At 40.6% G+C, this 16000-nt stretch carries 13 protein-coding genes; 5 read left to right on the top strand and 8 right to left on the bottom strand.

Annotation, left to right across the window (positions count from 1 at the left end; genetic code table 11):
* The first annotated feature begins 133 nt into the window (after positions 1-133).
* Both L1267_RS09575 and L1267_RS09580 read left to right on the top strand, forming a co-directional pair.
* On the top strand, positions 134-1354 hold the full coding sequence (locus L1267_RS09575) for an MFS transporter (RefSeq protein WP_235382688.1): 1221 nt from the start codon (positions 134-136) through the stop codon (positions 1352-1354).
* Positions 1355-1506: 152 nt separating this feature from the next.
* Positions 1507-3909, top strand: coding sequence for a TonB-dependent siderophore receptor (locus L1267_RS09580; RefSeq protein WP_138557124.1), 2403 nt, complete (start codon positions 1507-1509; stop codon positions 3907-3909).
* Between the two features lie 47 nt (positions 3910-3956).
* On the opposite strand, the gene L1267_RS09585 is transcribed toward L1267_RS09580, so the two are convergent.
* The 4 genes from L1267_RS09585 to L1267_RS09600 form a co-directional block, all read right to left on the bottom strand.
* On the bottom strand, positions 3957-5174 hold the full coding sequence (locus L1267_RS09585) for a sugar efflux transporter (RefSeq protein WP_235382689.1): 1218 nt from the start codon (positions 5172-5174) through the stop codon (positions 3957-3959).
* A 286-nt stretch (positions 5175-5460) separates the two neighbouring features.
* The gene (locus L1267_RS09590; RefSeq protein WP_235382690.1) at positions 5461-6969 is read right to left on the bottom strand and encodes a trehalase family glycosidase; all 1509 of its coding nucleotides are present in this window, start codon (positions 6967-6969) and stop codon (positions 5461-5463) included.
* Positions 6970-6978: 9 nt separating this feature from the next.
* A complete protein-coding gene (locus L1267_RS09595) occupies positions 6979-8232 on the bottom strand; it encodes an MFS transporter (RefSeq protein WP_235382691.1) in 1254 nt (417 codons plus the stop codon).
* Between the two features lie 101 nt (positions 8233-8333).
* Positions 8334-9341 (bottom strand): LacI family DNA-binding transcriptional regulator, encoded by a 1008-nt coding sequence (locus L1267_RS09600; protein WP_135926868.1) that lies wholly within the window; start codon positions 9339-9341, stop codon positions 8334-8336.
* Positions 9342-9611: 270 nt separating this feature from the next.
* Here L1267_RS09600 and L1267_RS09605 point away from each other — a divergent pair, with 270 nt between their 5' ends.
* A complete protein-coding gene (locus L1267_RS09605) occupies positions 9612-11870 on the top strand; it encodes a TonB-dependent receptor (protein ID WP_235382722.1) in 2259 nt (752 codons plus the stop codon).
* 53 nt (positions 11871-11923) lie between these two features.
* On the opposite strand, the gene L1267_RS09610 is transcribed toward L1267_RS09605, so the two are convergent.
* From L1267_RS09610 to L1267_RS09620, 3 genes are read right to left on the bottom strand one after another with little or no spacing between them, the layout of a single operon-like run.
* Positions 11924-12547 carry a GDSL-type esterase/lipase family protein gene (locus tag L1267_RS09610; RefSeq protein WP_235382692.1) on the bottom strand — a complete coding sequence of 208 codons (624 nt, stop codon included), beginning with the start codon at positions 12545-12547 and terminating at the stop codon, positions 11924-11926.
* On the bottom strand, positions 12547-13071 hold the full coding sequence (locus L1267_RS09615) for a DsrE family protein (RefSeq protein ID WP_235382693.1): 525 nt from the start codon (positions 13069-13071) through the stop codon (positions 12547-12549). The genes L1267_RS09610 and L1267_RS09615 overlap by 1 nt, the downstream gene beginning before the upstream one ends.
* 47 nt (positions 13072-13118) lie before the next feature.
* On the bottom strand, positions 13119-13583 hold the full coding sequence (locus L1267_RS09620) for a flavodoxin family protein (RefSeq protein WP_135926865.1): 465 nt from the start codon (positions 13581-13583) through the stop codon (positions 13119-13121).
* A 77-nt stretch (positions 13584-13660) separates the two neighbouring features.
* Between L1267_RS09620 and soxR the strand changes: the two genes are divergently transcribed.
* Positions 13661-14116: a redox-sensitive transcriptional activator SoxR gene (gene soxR / locus L1267_RS09625; protein ID WP_171040398.1), complete on the top strand. Its 456-nt coding sequence runs from the start codon at positions 13661-13663 to the stop codon at positions 14114-14116.
* A 58-nt stretch (positions 14117-14174) separates the two neighbouring features.
* Positions 14175-14774, top strand: coding sequence for a hypothetical protein (locus L1267_RS09630; protein WP_235382694.1), 600 nt, complete (start codon positions 14175-14177; stop codon positions 14772-14774).
* A 45-nt stretch (positions 14775-14819) separates the two neighbouring features.
* Here the strand turns inward: L1267_RS09630 and L1267_RS09635 are convergent, their stop codons facing one another.
* A complete protein-coding gene (locus L1267_RS09635; RefSeq protein ID WP_105181749.1) occupies positions 14820-15986 on the bottom strand; it encodes a lipase family protein in 1167 nt (388 codons plus the stop codon).
* Positions 15987-16000 lie beyond the last annotated feature (14 nt).

Here is a 16000-nt window from a genome sequence, read left to right on the forward strand (position 1 = left end):
TTAATACCAAGTTGAAACTTAATCGATTAAGATATATCTTTAACCACGACAGCAAATTATTCAAGCAGTTTTTACAACTTTTATACACTAAGATACATAGTAAAGGTGTAAGCCTTCACATGAGGATACAACAATGAATAGAACACACGATCCTTTGCAAATGATTAGATGGTTGACATACATGATGTTTTTTATGTTTGCCATGACCTCTGATGCGGTTGGTATGATCATTCCTGAGTTAATAAAAGAATTTGACCTCAGCATGACACAAGCTAGTGCATTCCATTATGCCCCAATGGCACTGATTGCTTTTAGTGGCCTATTTTTAGGATTTCTTGCCGACAGTTTTGGCCGTAAACAAACGATAATGTTGGGCCTGGGTTTATTTACGATTAGTTGTTTTTTATTCGCGATAAGCAGCAGCTTTAGCATATTTGTAGTGCTACTTAGCTGTATTGGCCTTGCTATTGGTTTATTCAAAACAGGTGCTTTAGCATTGTTAGGTGATATCTCTAAAAACAATTTAGAGCACACAAAAACGATGAATTTAGTCGAAGGCTTTTTTGGTATCGGTGCTATCGTAGGCCCTGCTTTAGTGAGCTTTTTAATTACGCAAAAAGTTAGCTGGACTTACCTATATGTTATTGCAGGGGTTTTATGCTTAATTTTAACCATTATAGCTTGGCGTGCAGATTACCCTAAACCTAAAAAGCAAGAAGAACACGCAAAACCCGCCTCCCTTGCCACTACTATGAGCATGATGAAAAACCCTTACGCACTTGGCTTTTCTTTAGCGATTGCCCTTTATGTAGCAACCGAAGTGGCTATTTATGTGTGGATGCCTACTCTACTTGGCGATTACACTGGCCCATGGCAATTACTGGCAACCTACGCATTGACCTTATTTTTTATTTTACGCGCTGCGGGACGTTTCTTAGCGGTATGGCTGTTAAATCACTTAACCTGGCAAGCGGCGATGCTGTATTTAAGCTTAGGGATCGCACTATGTTATTTAGGCTTAATATTTGGTGGTGTTGATTGGGCAATATTCTTATTACCCTTATCAGGTCTGTTTATGTCAATGATTTACCCAACTTTAAACTCGAAAGGTATTTCTTGCTTTGCCGTTCAGCAGCACGGTGCGGTAGCTGGGGTCATCCTGTTTTTCACTGCATTATCTGCAGCTGCAGCCCCACTACTTATGGGTATGATCAGTGATTTCTTTGGCCACATTCGTTATGGGTTTTATCTCGCAACAGGTTTCGCATGTTTACTGTTTTTAGCCATGCTATATAACTACTTACGCAACCCTGCTGAGCAAGCTTTAGCGCAGCACAGTGCATTAAGCCACTAAATAAAAATCGTTAAAAATCAATTATCGAACATAAATCGTGCAAGTTTTTCGCTAAAAAGACTTGCACTGTGTAAAATTATTGTTATCTTTACTTAATCGATTAAGATAACAATTTAGACAACAAACCATCTGGGATTGACACGAGGCACATTATGACAACACACAAACATGCCCTTTACACATTAAGCGCGCTTGCGCTAGCAGTAAGCCAAAACTTACACGCAGAAGAGCAAGCACAACCAGCAGAGGCTAAAAAAAGCGGCCTTGAAACAATCGTTGTAACAGGTGTACCGCGCCGTACAACGATTATGGCATCAAGTTCATCGGTTAGCAGTGTTACATTAGCAGAAATTGAAGTATCAACACCACGCTCTACAGCAGAAGCATTCAGAACAATCCCGGGTGTTCGTTCAGAATCAACAGGTGGTGAAGGTAACGCGAATATCGCAGTACGTGGTTTACCTGTTGCATCGGGTGGTGCTAAGTTCTTGCAACTACAAGAAGATGGCTTACCTGTTATGCAGTTTGGCGATATTGCCTTCGGTAATGCAGATATCTTCATGCGTTTAGATTCAACAGTACAAAGTGTTGAATCAATCCGTGGTGGCTCAGCTTCGACAGCAGCAAGTGACGCACCAGGCGGTATCATCAACTTTATTTCAAAAACTGGTGAGAACGAGTCAGGTAGCGTATCAACCACGGTTGGCCTTGATTATGACTCTATTCGTACTGACTTTGAGTATGGTACGTATCTAAACGACAGTGTGCGCTACCACATTGGTGGCTTTGTTCGCCAAGGTGAAGGCCCACGTGAAACCGGTTATACATCAAATAAAGGTGGCCAGATTAAGGCAAACCTGACTAAAGAATTTGATGCCGGTTATGTTCGTGTTTACTTTAAACACCTTGATGATAAAAGCGTAGGTTACCTACCTATGCCAATGTACTCAGATGGCGATTCAATCCCAGGCTTTGATTCGCAATCAGATACGCCGCATTCAGCACTTTTCACACAAACTCTGCGTTTAAATGGCGATAACCAAATTAGTACTGGCGATATGACCGACGGTATGAATCCGGTTGTTACCTCAGTCGGTTTTGAAGCGGCATTTGATTTAGAAAACGACTGGCGTATCGAAAACCGCTTCAGAACATCATCAGTGAGCGGTAACTTTATTTCTCTTATTCCAGCTGAAGTTGCATCTGCAAGCTCTATTGCCTCTAGCATTGCTGGTGATGGTGCATCACTTGTTTATGCAAATGGTGGCTCAGCAGGCGAAGCTTACGGCGATGACGATTTAGCAATGCGTATTCACACATTCGATGTAACGCTAAATGACATGGGTTCAATTGTTAATGATCTTAAGTTAACTAAGTCGTTCTCTGATGACACTAGTGTTACTTTTGGTTACTTTGCATCAAGCCAATCAATTGATATGTCTTGGCTTTGGAACTCTTACGTTATGGAGCTAAAAGGCGACAACGCAGCATTACTTGATGTTACCGCTGCTAATGGCGATAGCTACTCTGATAATGGCTTGTACGCTTATGGTACTCCATATTGGGGTAACTGCTGTCAACGTAACTACGACACAGAATACGAAACACGTGCACCTTACATTAACTTAGCAACTAAGTTTGGTGATTTAAGCATTGATGCAAGTGCTCGCTATGATTCAGGCGAAGCACGTGGCAACTACGCAGGTGCAGTTACATCTACGATTGATATGAACGGCGACGGTACCATCTCAATTCCAGAGCAAAATGTTGTTGGTATTGATAACGCAAATCCAAGCATTGTTAACTACGACTGGCACTACAGCTCATACTCAATTGGTGCGAACTACCAAATTGACCCAAGTTTCGCGACATTTGCCCGCTTAAGTAAAGGTGGCCGCGCAAATGCAGACCGCTTACTATTCGGTAAAGTAGAAGCTGATGGTTCAGTTGCCGAAGCCGATGCAATTGATGAAGTAAATCAATATGAATTCGGTGTGAAAAAACGTTTTGATTCACTATCAGTATTTGCAACAGCATTCTACGCAGAAACTGAAGAGCAAAACTTTGAAGCAACATCACAAAAATTCTTTGACCGTGAATATGAAGCAAAAGGTATTGAGGTTGAATCAACCTACTACGTTGGTGATTGGGACTTCCGTGGTAACTTTACTTGGACAGATGCAGAGATTGCTAAAGATGCGTTATCGCCAGAGTTAGTTGGTAATACACCACGTCGTCAAGCTGACCTAATCTACTCATTAATGGCAACTTACAACTTTGACAAAGGTGCTGCAGGCCTGAGCTTTATTGGTACAACGGATGCTTACGCACAAGACAGTAACGACCTTAAATTTGATGGCTATACACAAGTGAATGGCTTTGTAAGTTACAACCTATCTGAAAACTTAAGCCTATCGCTTAACGTGAACAACCTGTTCGACACCGTAGGTATCACAGAAGCAGAAGAAGGCTCTGTACCAGATAACGACATTATTCGCGCCCGTACTATTAACGGCCGTACAACGTCGCTTACTTTAAAATATTCTTTTTATTAATACCTCTCCTCCCTCTTTAGCCCAGTATTTACTGGGCTTTTTGCGTTTTATGTGTTCTTAGTAACAGCAACAAAAGGGCTTTGTATAAGACTAGGTTGTTGCTCTTTTCTTTTCACATAACTAAACAGTATTAAGCAGCCTAAAGCTAAGCTTGCAGCAAGCATTGAACCTAGGCTTGCAAATCTAAAGCTGTGAAACTGTGCAATAACTCCTGTTGCCCCTGCCCCACACATAACCCCTAATTTAATCGCGTTCGTGTAAAACGCCGAGGTAAACCCTATACGCTCTGGCAGCTGATCTTGTAATACGGTTAAACCAATGCCCGCAAAAATACCGTAAAACAGGCCATTTAAAACTTGCAGCGCGATTAAATGCCATACCTGCGTGGCAAAAAACACCCCTAAATAAAATACAATGGCGCAACAAAATGCGACTACAAGCATCGAAACCTTACTGTATCTTTTAGCAAGCTTTGCCCCATACAGCATGATAGGAATTTCTAACAGTGCCACAACACCCATAAATAGCCCAGGCGTATGCTCAGCAAATCCTAGTTCAGTAATGCTATAGAGCGGCAGTGCCGATGAATACATAATATTGCCCGTTGAGCCAAGCATAATAGCTAAGCCCAGCAACCAAAATGATAAACTCGCAGCGGCTGCTGGCTCTGAGCTATGTTGTGACTTTTTAGCGCTATAGTCAGGAATGAACTTGAATGCAAAGATAAGCGCAACCAATGCACACGCTGCAGCAAAGTAAAACGAGCGGCTAAACTCGCCTCCCGAGGCTAACAAATAGCCAAGCGGCGGGCCGCCTACCCAAGCAAAAGAAATAGCGGCACGTAAACGCGAATTAAAACTGGTGATGTCGATGTTCTGTTGACGCCCTGCCCATTGCCTTGCCACGGTCATCATTTGCGGAATTGCTGCATTTCCCATAGCTAGAAATAACACGCCCGCAAGTAACACTTGCCAAAATGCAGTGGCATTAGCAAAGGTCACTAACGCACACACCATACCTGATACAGCTACCATAAATAACTTACGTGCACTAGTTCCTTTATCAGCCATACCACCCAGCCACTGACTAATAATTAACCCCGTAATAGTTACTGCTACCATATAAACACCCAAATAAACGGGTGGTGTCTGTAGCCCTTCTATGATGAATAAACTCATCAAAGGGTTAACGAATGCCCCCATTAATCCCGTTAGCATGCTTAGAAGAATAAAAATTACACCATGCTGTTTAAGCAATGCTTTCACCAACAACCCCACATCAAAACGACAATTTAATAAACAAATTAAAGGGCGCAGATTATACACAGCTTGGCTGTAATTTTCATTTTGTAATACAAATAATAGAGAAGGAGTTTCGCATAATGAAGCTATGCTTTTAAGAAAAGACAATTAACTGTTAAGAACAAACAATTACTTGCCAGTAGGGTTATCCCTTAAGCTGTACTATGACTGTAACAACTTAAGGGATACAGCTTGAACTCGCAATATACTTACAGCTGCGAGAATTGCTTGAAGTGATAAACCAATACCTTTAAAGCGTGCTATTTAGTAATTTATAAAAGCGAGATGTCACCCCGTTTGTCCAGCCAAACCCTTGTTGCACAGCATATTCACCACCACCGGCTCGACTAACTAACTCACAAACGTTATATTTTTCTAATAAGCACTTATCTTCAGTAAAACGCATTTCAATCATGCTCAACCAATTTTTCATAATTGCCTGCGCTTCACTAACATAACCATAATCAGAGAGCCCTTTTACAGCAAACCACTGTAGAGGAGCCCAGCCATTAGGGCTATCCCATTGTTGTGAAGTGCTACATAAAGTTGTTACTAATCCACCCGGTTTTAAAAACTCTGACATCAGCTTTTGCTTTACCTGTTCGGCTTGCCTAGCAGACGCTGCGCCAACAAACAACGGCACCGCTGTTGCCAATGAATCAACCTCACTTTGCTGATTTAAACGAATATTAAAATCTCGATATACCCCAGCCTCACTATGCCAACAATATTGGTCAATTGCTTGCAAACGAAGAGCGGCTAATTCTTCTATGGAATGACATTTTTGATCCTTACCCAGCAGTCGATAAAAGTCTCCAAGTGTTCTTTCAAGGTTATAAAGCAAACAGTTTAGGTCAACTGGGACGATATTGGTGGTTTCAATCGTTTTTAAATCATGATGATCTACAAGCCAGCGACTACTGAAGTCCCATCCTGACTCGCATGCCGCTCGTATATGTTGAAAATAACTTAACTTTTGTACCTCATCGAGACCTTCAGCATCGTGTAAATCTTCTTTTAATGATTCAGGTCGAGGAGTTGTAGAACTATCCCAATAACGGTTTAAAATTGCGCCATCAGGCATTCTTACAACTCGCTTTATTAAAGGTGTTTGCGTTGATAATTCGCTACAATCTTGCATCCAAAATTGATACTCAGACTCTAAAGCTTCAATAGCACTTGCAAGCCAAGTTAAATCATCCTGATGCTGATACTTAGCTTTCCAAAGCATAGTAAGCATGAGTGCTAATACAGGTGGTTGTGAACGACTACTGTAATAGATTCGATTACCATTTGGTATGCAACCATTGCGATTTTGCAGGTCAATAAAGTTATTTACCATTGCTTCTATTGTTGCAAGATCACCAATATCCTCAAGGCCTAATGCGGTAAAATAACTGTCCCAATAATATATTTCCTGAAATCGTCCACCAGGCACAATATAGTCATAAAACAGCGGTAACAATGAGCTTGATAAGTCTGTATCTGCACTGCGGTGTAAGTGAGGCCATAAATCAGCAATATATTGTTGTACAGAAGAAGTATCTATCTTAGCTGTTGGGATTGTTTGGTCGGCAAACATAAAATGAGTCATTACGAACTCACGAAGCTCCTCGCCTCTCAAAGGTCCAACGAGCAAATATAATTCACAAGCACTTTGCCAAGACAAATTAGGAATGGCATCAGCAAACATCTTAGAATCGGCAAACACCTCTTCTAACTGCACATCTTTAAATAATTGACTATCAAGAAAGCTCATAAATACCCTTTATTGTTCAGCTGAAGAAGTTGTATGAGAAAGAGGTTTTAACGTGTGTTTCTTGAACACTGAAACACTCACCAATAACAATGCAATAGGTACCAAAGTTAAATAAAAGGCATGTTGGCCACTAAATTTATCAAATACCAACCCTGTAATAATTGAGCCAGTAGTCCCTCCAAGAGCAGAAAAAACAACTATCAGTCCTGTCATTGCTGCGTGCTGATACTTAGCCAATGAACTCAACATAACTGAGTTAAGTACCGGATAAATCGGTGCCATAAAAAAGCCAATCAGGGGTAACATGAATGCAGCAAGTGGTACATCAAATATTGTTTTTACTTGGCTACCATCAACGTTGTGCGTCATAGGTAATACAAGTAAAACCAGCACAGCCATAGATATTAAGCAACTGATTAATATACTAAACCAATTTAGATAGCGCAGTAATTGACCAGCAACCAAGCGACCTAGCGCAAGCGCCGCAGCAAATATACTTGCTAGCTGAATACTTACATCAACGGGGAGCATTAAAACTTGATTATTAAAAGTAGGTAACCAAGTACCTACTCCCTGTTCGATTAATACATAAAGAAAGGCACTGATAATAAAAATTAACACCAACGGTTTATACGCAAGCCTTAGCATGTCAATAAACGCGTGAATTTGTGAGTAATGCGAGCCCTTTAATTCAGGTGATTTAATTGGTGCTGTAAAAACAGCTAAAAAGGCTACGGCAACAATCAAGGCAAGCAAATAATATACATTTAACCAGTGAGTGCTCTGCACATCATTTGGATCGATAAATAAAGCAAAGATCCAATAGCCTGCTAACACACCTAGCATAAACACCCCTTCAATGGTGTTTAGCAACGCTGAGTGCTTATTAGCACTGTCTGTTACCTGGCCAATCACTGAATAAACAGAAATTTTCATCACTGCAAAGCTACAACCAATTGCTGCAAACAGTGCCTTTAGTACCCAGAACTGTGCAATTGTTGGTACAACTAAACACATAACAGCGACAAAAACTAAGGCAGCCAACATCGCGATTTTATAACCAACCCTAGGAATAAACGACGCAACTAAGAATGAAACAATTGCTATGCTTAAGTCTTTAAAACCCTCTAAAACAGATGCGTCTGTTTTAGTCACACCTAAACTATTTATTGCTTGCAAAATAACAGTACCGACACTGTTTAGCATAATAGCAAATACAAAATAGCTGCACGCCAATGCGACTGTTATTCTGATCGGATTCATTCACTCAAACCTAAGATTATTTTTATTTAGTCTAGTTTAGCAATCAAGTAAATGCAAACGTTTGCAAACGCATTTAAACAAATATTTAACAACAGCTCAAATCAACGCTGACTGGATTGTCTACAAATTAATTCAATATCAACAACTTGGGAGGTGGTTGTTTGCCCCGAAAACTGCGCTATTAATTTTTCCACAAGAATAACTGAGGCACGCTGCGTATTCTGTTTAATGCTTGATAAGGAAGGATGGCTGATATCTGCCATTGCGATATCGTCAAAACCGACTAAAGCGACATCATTTGGAATACTAATATAACGCTCTTTTAACGCTTTCATAGCGCCAAGTGCCACCATATCGCTACATGCCATAATACCGTCAAAATATAGGCCTTTTTCAACCAAGAGTTTATTTATACTTTTGTAAGAAGCGCCGCTTGTAATATCAATAGAAACCACATGAGGTGTGGCTTTCGCACTCGCTATCGCATCTAAATAACCTCGGTGGCGCTCACCTATTTCGGCATGCCCAGGATCACCTAAGAACAAAATATTCTTGGCTCCTTTATTCAATAAATGCTCAGTAGCAAGCCTACCACCTAAATAATTATCGCTCCCTACAATAGGGTAATTGCTGGGCGATTTAGGATCTCCCCAAACCACTAGGGGCACACCAGCATCTGCTGCAGCTTCGATATTTGCTTGATTCTTACCCTGCCCAACTACTATAAGACCGTCAGCACGACGACTATTTATGAAGTAGTTGGCCCAATCGTCGCTCGCCATAAATGAGTTTGAAAGCAGCAATTCTAAGCCAAATTTATTCAATGCAAGATTAATTTCGCCAACAACTTTAAGTAGAAAAGGGTCATTTATAGACTGCTCGGTGTCCCCATCTAGGTTAATTATCACGGCAACAACATTGGTTTTTTGTGTTCGTAAACGACTTGCAGCAGTGTTTAAACTAAAATTATGCTGTTTGGCTAAGCGTTGAAGCTTTACCCTTGTTTCCTTTTTAATCAATGGGTTATCATTCAGGGCGCGAGACACAGTTGATGTCGAAACCCCTGCTAATTTAGCCAGATCAGCGAGCTTCAATTTTTTTTCATTCATAATGCTAAAACACTGGGTGCTGTCCTTAGAATATGTGCCAGCAATATAACATCATTTTAACTAAACCGCTGCGTTTCAGCAGATAATATTTTTTCAGTAGCACGCATTTCATACTCTAATCCTGTGTTCAAATTTACAACAAAAAGTTATAAAAACCATTTGCAAACGTTTGCATTGATCTTTATGGTTTAAAAAAGCAAGGTATTAACAATTGCAAAAATCGTTTCAATAACTTGCTTTACACACAAAAGGAAATGGGAACACACAATGATGACAACAACATATACTCGCAGTGCATTAGCCTCTGCAATCCTGCTAGCAATCAGTGGCCAAACTGCAATGGCCGAAGAACAGCCACAAAAATCAGCAAATGAAAAAGTAGAACGAATTGTCGTATCGGGCACACCTGCCGGTATCGGTGTTCGTAAAATCGACGCTGGTTACGCCGTGACAAACATTGATGCCGATCAAATTGTTAAACTATCGCCAAAAAGTACAGCTGACTTGTTTAAAGCCGTACCAGGTGTGTGGGTAGAAAGTTCAGGTGGTGAATCTGGCGCAAACGTGTTTGTGCGTGGTTTTCCCGGTGGTGGCGATGCGCCATTTTTAACATTGAGTCTTGAAGGCTCACCAATTTACCCTGCACCTACTTTATCATTTTTAGAAAACTCGTCGTTATTCCGTTTAGATGAAACCATTGAAACAATGGAAGCACTGCGTGGTGGTCCAAACCCTGTTGTATCAAACGGCCAGCCTGGTTTAACAACGAATTTCCGTTTAAAGCGTGGTGGTGAATACACTGAAGGTGTTTTCAAATACACGACCTCAGATTATGACTTGCAGCGACTTGATGCTGTGGTAAGTGGTGAGGTTTCTGATGATCTATACTTTATGGTGGGTGGTTATGTTAAAAGCTCACCAGGTATTCGTGATGCTGGTTTCACATCAGAAAAAGGCAGCCAGTTCACAATTAATATCACAAAAGAGTTAGAAAACGGCACCATTAATTTATACACCCGTCAAACAGATGACCACGGTGCTTGGTACTTACCAACACCACTGAATGTTGACGGTATTGATGCTGAGTACACGCAACTAGGTACTTTAAATCGCCAAGCAACTATTTACACAGGCCCAAATAATGACGAACGACAAATCGACTTAGGTGAAGGCCGTGGTTGGAAAGGTCATGTTTCTGGCGGTAGTATCAAACTTGAATTTGATAACGGCTGGAGCTTTACAGATCGCTTTAACTTCACCAAGGGTGATGCTAACACATACGGCTTAGTACCGGCAGGCTCAGCGACAACTGTTGGTGCAGTAGCTGAAAACGGTGTAACAGCAACAGGTGCAGTAACTGGCACAGAATACGGCGCAGACACGGCGGTGCAACAACTTGGCCGTTGGGTAGTATTAAAAGAGATCAGCGCATTCACCAATGATTTAGCATTTGCTAAAAAGCTTGATAACTTATCACTGGCATTTGGTTACTATACAGCAAGCACATCAGCAAATGACTGGTGGAGCTTAGGTAACACAGCATATCACGTACTTGAAGCTGGCGGCGAACTACTGACTGGTATTGAGTGTAATGAAAGCTATGATGGTTGTGGCTTTAACTACGATATCAATTCAACAGGTGATGCACGCACCAATGCGTTTTACACAACAGCTCAATATAAATTCAACGATGACTTTACGCTTGATGCAGGTATTCGTTTTGAAAACCACGAAGTGGAATACTCAGTTGATGAAGGTCTTGACGGTGTGATCACTAAGTCTGTTCAATATGACGAAAGCAAAACATCGTGGACAACAGGTATTAACTATTCAATTACCGATGACATGGGCGTATTTGCTCGCGTAAACCGCGGTTATAAAATGCCTTACTTCGACGACTTCCGCGATAACTTTAGTGCATATGAAGGTGGCGAAAAGCTAATTAAAGAGGTAACACAAGCCGAGTTTGGTTATAAATTATTAACAGACAGCACCGACTTTTACGCAACATTCTTCACTAACGAAGTAAAAGGTGACACCTTTGTGCGTCGCCCGGGTGTACCGGCTGAAATCTTAACCAACGAAGCATACGGTATTGAGCTTGATTATAACTACAACCATGAATCTGGTTTCTCAGTTAACTTAAACTCAACACTTCAAGAAACTGAAATCACAGAAAGCCCAGGCAATGAAGGTAACGAAAGCCAACGTCAGCCAAAATGGCAAGTACGTGTAACACCAAGCTATGACTTTGAAGTAAGCGACATGTATGCAACCTTATACGGCACAATCTCAGCGGTTGATGATCGTTGGGGTGACAACGAAAACACTGTTGTTTTAGAAGGTTACGAAAAAGTAGACATAGGTTTAATTGTTGAACCTATGGAAGGTATTAAAGTGCAATTAGCGGTTGATAACTTAACTGACGAACAAGGCATAACAGAAGGTGACCCTCGTAATGCTGATGCACCGAATGGTCGTTACATTATGCCGCGTACTACACGCTTAAGTATTAGCTACGAGTTTTAAAAATAACTCCCTAATCCCTTGATTGTAAAATCAATACCCAAGCCACTGAGTTGTTAAAACCTGTGGCTTTTTTCATTTATTAGTAACTCTAGCAAATGCTCTGCAATAGCTCGATGCGATTCAAGGGTTAAATGTATACCTTCTTGCTGGCAAGGCGGAGCTATTGCTGTGATATCCAGGAACAGAGTTTGCTGTTTCACACACAGTTCAGAAAAAGCCTTAACTAGCTCATTAGACTTTGCAGCCGCTCCCGCATAAATAGATTGATATGCGCCAACTTCATAAACCCTAGCAGCGCTTAGTATTATAATTTTGGGTAAGTCTCGATGTAGATAATATTTCTTTATGTCCGAGATGATAGCTTCTAGTGCCTTGGCAATATCAGCAACCGACAGCGCAAAACGGCGCTTTAAATCATTAGTGCCAAGCTGAATAATAATCACATCTAAATGGTAAGCCGCTAGGTAAGGTTCTAAGTATTTAATGCCCAGTTTATCGCCACTAAAAGGCGGGTCGTTCACCAGTGTACGATTAGGCTGACCAGCTTCTATAACTTGGTAGCCGGCACCTAATTTAATACCAAGTAAACTAGGCCAGCGCTCATCGGCAGCAAAGCGCTTACCATCGACGGGGGAAATACCATAAGTGTTTGAGTCACCAAAACATAAGATATTCATTAGAATGGATTAAGTGTATAACCTTGTTGCTGCAACTGTGCATGCGCGGTCATTGCCGACAGCGCCATTTGCACACCCGGTATAAGCTGCTGTTGTTTAACCTTCATGTGCGTTGCAGACTGCCCACACACATACACAACGGTATTATGTGCCAACAATTGTGAGATCAATTGCTGATTTTTATTGTCACTATCAAAGCGCTGTTTATAAAAACTGTTTTCCAGTACATCAACACTTGCGCCACCATGCACAACTAAAGCAAGTTGAATGTTCTCAGGCTTCACACCATGGGCTATATGCATATTAATGAACCTTGCTAATGAGTTCATTTTATTATTCTGCGCCCCTTTTTCTGCCGCATCAGCTACATCAAATGCCACTTTGAAAACCGTTTGATCAGAGATTGGTGCATGGTTTGGCACATCATAATAAAAACCAAAACCTTTGATAGCAGGCTCAGCTTGCTCTGCATAACTAAACGAAGATAATAAGGCTAAAGATAAACCTAACAGTGTTGATTGCATGAAAGTTCCTGTTGTTTTTTACTTTAGCCTACCTTGTTTAGACGCGTTTAACTAGCATCAATATGTTGATGCGCTTTAAAGGTCATTCCTAAGTAATTGAAGGTGTTTTTAAACATCTCGATAAACGCGTTAGGTGCGTGTGCAGAACCTGCATTTGACAGCAATGAAAACTGCTTTTCACGCAGTGTTCTCAGTTTTGGCCTTAGCGTTTCATCATCCATATAATCAGTGATCCGGTCTAAAAATGCTTTAAACTGCGGTGTGGTGTTATACCAATATACTGGTGATGCAAGCACCCAGTGTTGATAATTTAACAGCGCTTCGAATACCGCATAAAAATCATCATTTTTATATTGCTTGTCATAGCAATAAGGCGAAATAACATAGTCATCTAGGCATACCACATCGCCACCATATTGCGTTTTATAATCATTAACTTGCAAACTCGTATTACCCTGTTTTCGCGCACTTGAATAAATAATTACCGTATTTGTTGTTGGTTTTTGTTGCATTACTATCACTCCTTTTTTTATGATGTGCGCAGCGTAAAACCTCAAGCTAACTTTAGGTCAATACCTTGGAGCAAATTATGGCAGATAAAAAACTTATTGATGCAAACCTATCTGTTGGCTTTGTCGCAAAACGCAGTGGCGTAAAAGTTTCAACCTTGCATTTTTATGAGTCGAAGGGGCTTATTCGCAGCTGGCGAAATAATGGTAATCAGCGCCGCTATAAACCCGATGTATTGCGCCGAATTGCTGTAATTAAAGCTGCACAAACTATGGGCATAACCCTTGAAAACATTAAACAAACGTTAAGCACCCTACCTGATCAGCGTACACCCACTAAACAAGATTGGGCAGCTCTTTCAAAGGTATGGCAAACTCAACTAGATGAACGAATTCAATACATGCAGCGTTTACGCGAGCGCGTTAACGGTTGTATTGGCTGCGGCTGTTTATCAATGGCAAAATGCCCTATCTACAACAAAGACGACTATTTAGGTGAGGAACATAGCGGCGCTGTGCTTTTAGAAAGAGATTAAAGTTTATAAATTAAACAGCTGTGAAATACTAAGTAAAAATAATAAAAGGAATTTAATAATGGATATAGGAAATAAAAATACCCCAAAGATAACCACCGCATTTAAAACCGTTGATAATAAAGAGCTAAAAAGTACTGGCTTTTGGCTAAACCAATTATTCCTCGTTTTTTCAACTATTTTTGGGGTTTATCTTGCAGCCCAAAGTGGTTTAGAGCAAGCTTTAAAATTCGACTCATTCAGTAAAATGGAAGATAATTATTATCTTAGAACCTCTCTATATGATGAAGTTAAAGATAATGCTGAACATCTCAAAAAATTTGCTAACTTACTAGCAAAAAGCCCGCCTAAATCTGAACTTGAATATAACAAGCCAACAATCGAAAAGTATATTTGGCAAACCATGCAATATTCCCCCACGACTTTAGAAACGCCCAGTGAGTTCTTAACTGAAATTCGTCGTTTTTACAGCAAAAGTCAATTTATAATTGATGCAGCAATCAGTAGAAAAATGTCGGCTAAACATGCTTCAGAGCTGTTAAATGAAGAGGTCGATATCATAAATAACAAGACGCTACCAAACTTAAAAAGCAGTGCATTAAAGCTACAAAATGAGCTGAATAAGAATGGAATACAAATAAGCTCATTAAAAGAAAACTAAAAATGATAAGAAGTGGGCATGCTATTCAGCATGCCCACTTTGTTATTAATCTAAGCCATTTAAGCCGTCTTTTGCGGCGCGATAAAGAGCACCAAGAGTCGAGTCAAAAGCCCACTTAATAACACTGTATGTTAGTTCTACGGCTTTGCTAACAACTTTGCCAGCAAAGACCAACATATGACCAATGAGGCCTAGTGTTTGTGCAGCAAATGATGCTGATGCTTTCGCAATTTTATCTAAAGTTCGAGCAAGCATGTCGTAAAATGTCAGGCCTGTTCCAATCGCTGCTTGTGCTGCAACAGCACTGTAATAACCAGCGTCTTTTAATAAGGTAACAAGCGCCGCACCTAATTTATCTGCCCAATGTGAATTGAATGATGCTTGATTACGATCTTCAAAATTTAAACGCACAGGTGTATTTAGATAATGATTCGCACGAATTGTCAGGTTGCCCCAATCATTACTATTTGCGGTATTGATGTAGCCAGGTGTACCACTGAGTTTGTGGGCAGCACCTTTTAAACCTTGCCCGCTGTCTAAACGAATTTCTTGGCCCTGATAAGGAGCATGAGAAAATGGCCATAACGGCACTTTAGTGACTGGATCGGCACCATGAGTACAACGATAAATCTTATCGATTCTGCCTGTTGCGGCTCTTGAGAAGTTATCTAGACCAACACGAGGAGAGCCAAATGTATACAGCTTTACAGGTAACGAATATTCAGCTTTGATCCAATCTGCCGCTAACGTTGCAAGTGCACCACCTAAGCTATGGCCAACTAAATGTACGCATCCTGTTACTTTGTCTCGTATATTTGCTGTTACAAACTCTTGCAAGCCCGGCTTCATTGTGTAAAACGTTTTATTAAAACCCGCATGGACCATACTACCGTTTGAACCACCACTTAAACCGAAGTTTGCATCTGTTAAACCATCTCTTAAAGAGGCTGTGCCGCGAATGGTGATAACAGAATCACCTTGAAACTCATTTTTTCCGTGTGCAACTAAACCAAAGCCTGTGCTTAAACCAAATAAATGAGAGAAAAACCCACCCGACACACCTTGTACAGCACTTGGGTTAATTGAAAAATTAAAATTATTTCGCAAAGATGCATGCAATGAGTGATTAAGTAAATTTGTTGTTTTAATACTTTTTGCTTTATAAGCAAGCTCAGCGAGTTGCACCGCTTGAGTAGGCGTCAAGGTATTCATATAAGTTCCCTTTG

This window comes from Pseudoalteromonas sp. OFAV1 (assembly GCF_021532595.1).
GTDB classification, from domain to species: domain Bacteria; phylum Pseudomonadota; class Gammaproteobacteria; order Enterobacterales; family Alteromonadaceae; genus Pseudoalteromonas; species Pseudoalteromonas lipolytica_C.

Excerpts from the sequence above, each read along its gene's own strand:
- L1267_RS09575 (WP_235382688.1), top strand. The coding sequence starts at position 134 with ATGAATAGAACACACGATCCTTTGCAAATGATTAGATGGTTGACATAC.
- L1267_RS09580 (WP_138557124.1), top strand. The coding sequence starts at position 1,507 with ATGACAACACACAAACATGCCCTTTACACATTAAGCGCGCTTGCGCTA.
- L1267_RS09590 (WP_235382690.1), bottom strand. The coding sequence starts at position 6,969 with ATGAGCTTTCTTGATAGTCAATTATTTAAAGATGTGCAGTTAGAAGAG.
- L1267_RS09595 (WP_235382691.1), bottom strand. The coding sequence starts at position 8,232 with ATGAATCCGATCAGAATAACAGTCGCATTGGCGTGCAGCTATTTTGTA.
- L1267_RS09600 (WP_135926868.1), bottom strand. The coding sequence starts at position 9,341 with ATGAATGAAAAAAAATTGAAGCTCGCTGATCTGGCTAAATTAGCAGGG.
- L1267_RS09605 (WP_235382722.1), top strand. The coding sequence starts at position 9,612 with ATGACAACAACATATACTCGCAGTGCATTAGCCTCTGCAATCCTGCTA.
- L1267_RS09610 (WP_235382692.1), bottom strand. The coding sequence starts at position 12,547 with ATGAATATCTTATGTTTTGGTGACTCAAACACTTATGGTATTTCCCCC.
- L1267_RS09615 (WP_235382693.1), bottom strand. The coding sequence starts at position 13,071 with ATGCAATCAACACTGTTAGGTTTATCTTTAGCCTTATTATCTTCGTTT.
- L1267_RS09620 (WP_135926865.1), bottom strand. The coding sequence starts at position 13,583 with ATGCAACAAAAACCAACAACAAATACGGTAATTATTTATTCAAGTGCG.
- soxR (WP_171040398.1), top strand. The coding sequence starts at position 13,661 with ATGGCAGATAAAAAACTTATTGATGCAAACCTATCTGTTGGCTTTGTC.
- L1267_RS09630 (WP_235382694.1), top strand. The coding sequence starts at position 14,175 with ATGGATATAGGAAATAAAAATACCCCAAAGATAACCACCGCATTTAAA.
- L1267_RS09635 (WP_105181749.1), bottom strand. The coding sequence starts at position 15,986 with ATGAATACCTTGACGCCTACTCAAGCGGTGCAACTCGCTGAGCTTGCT.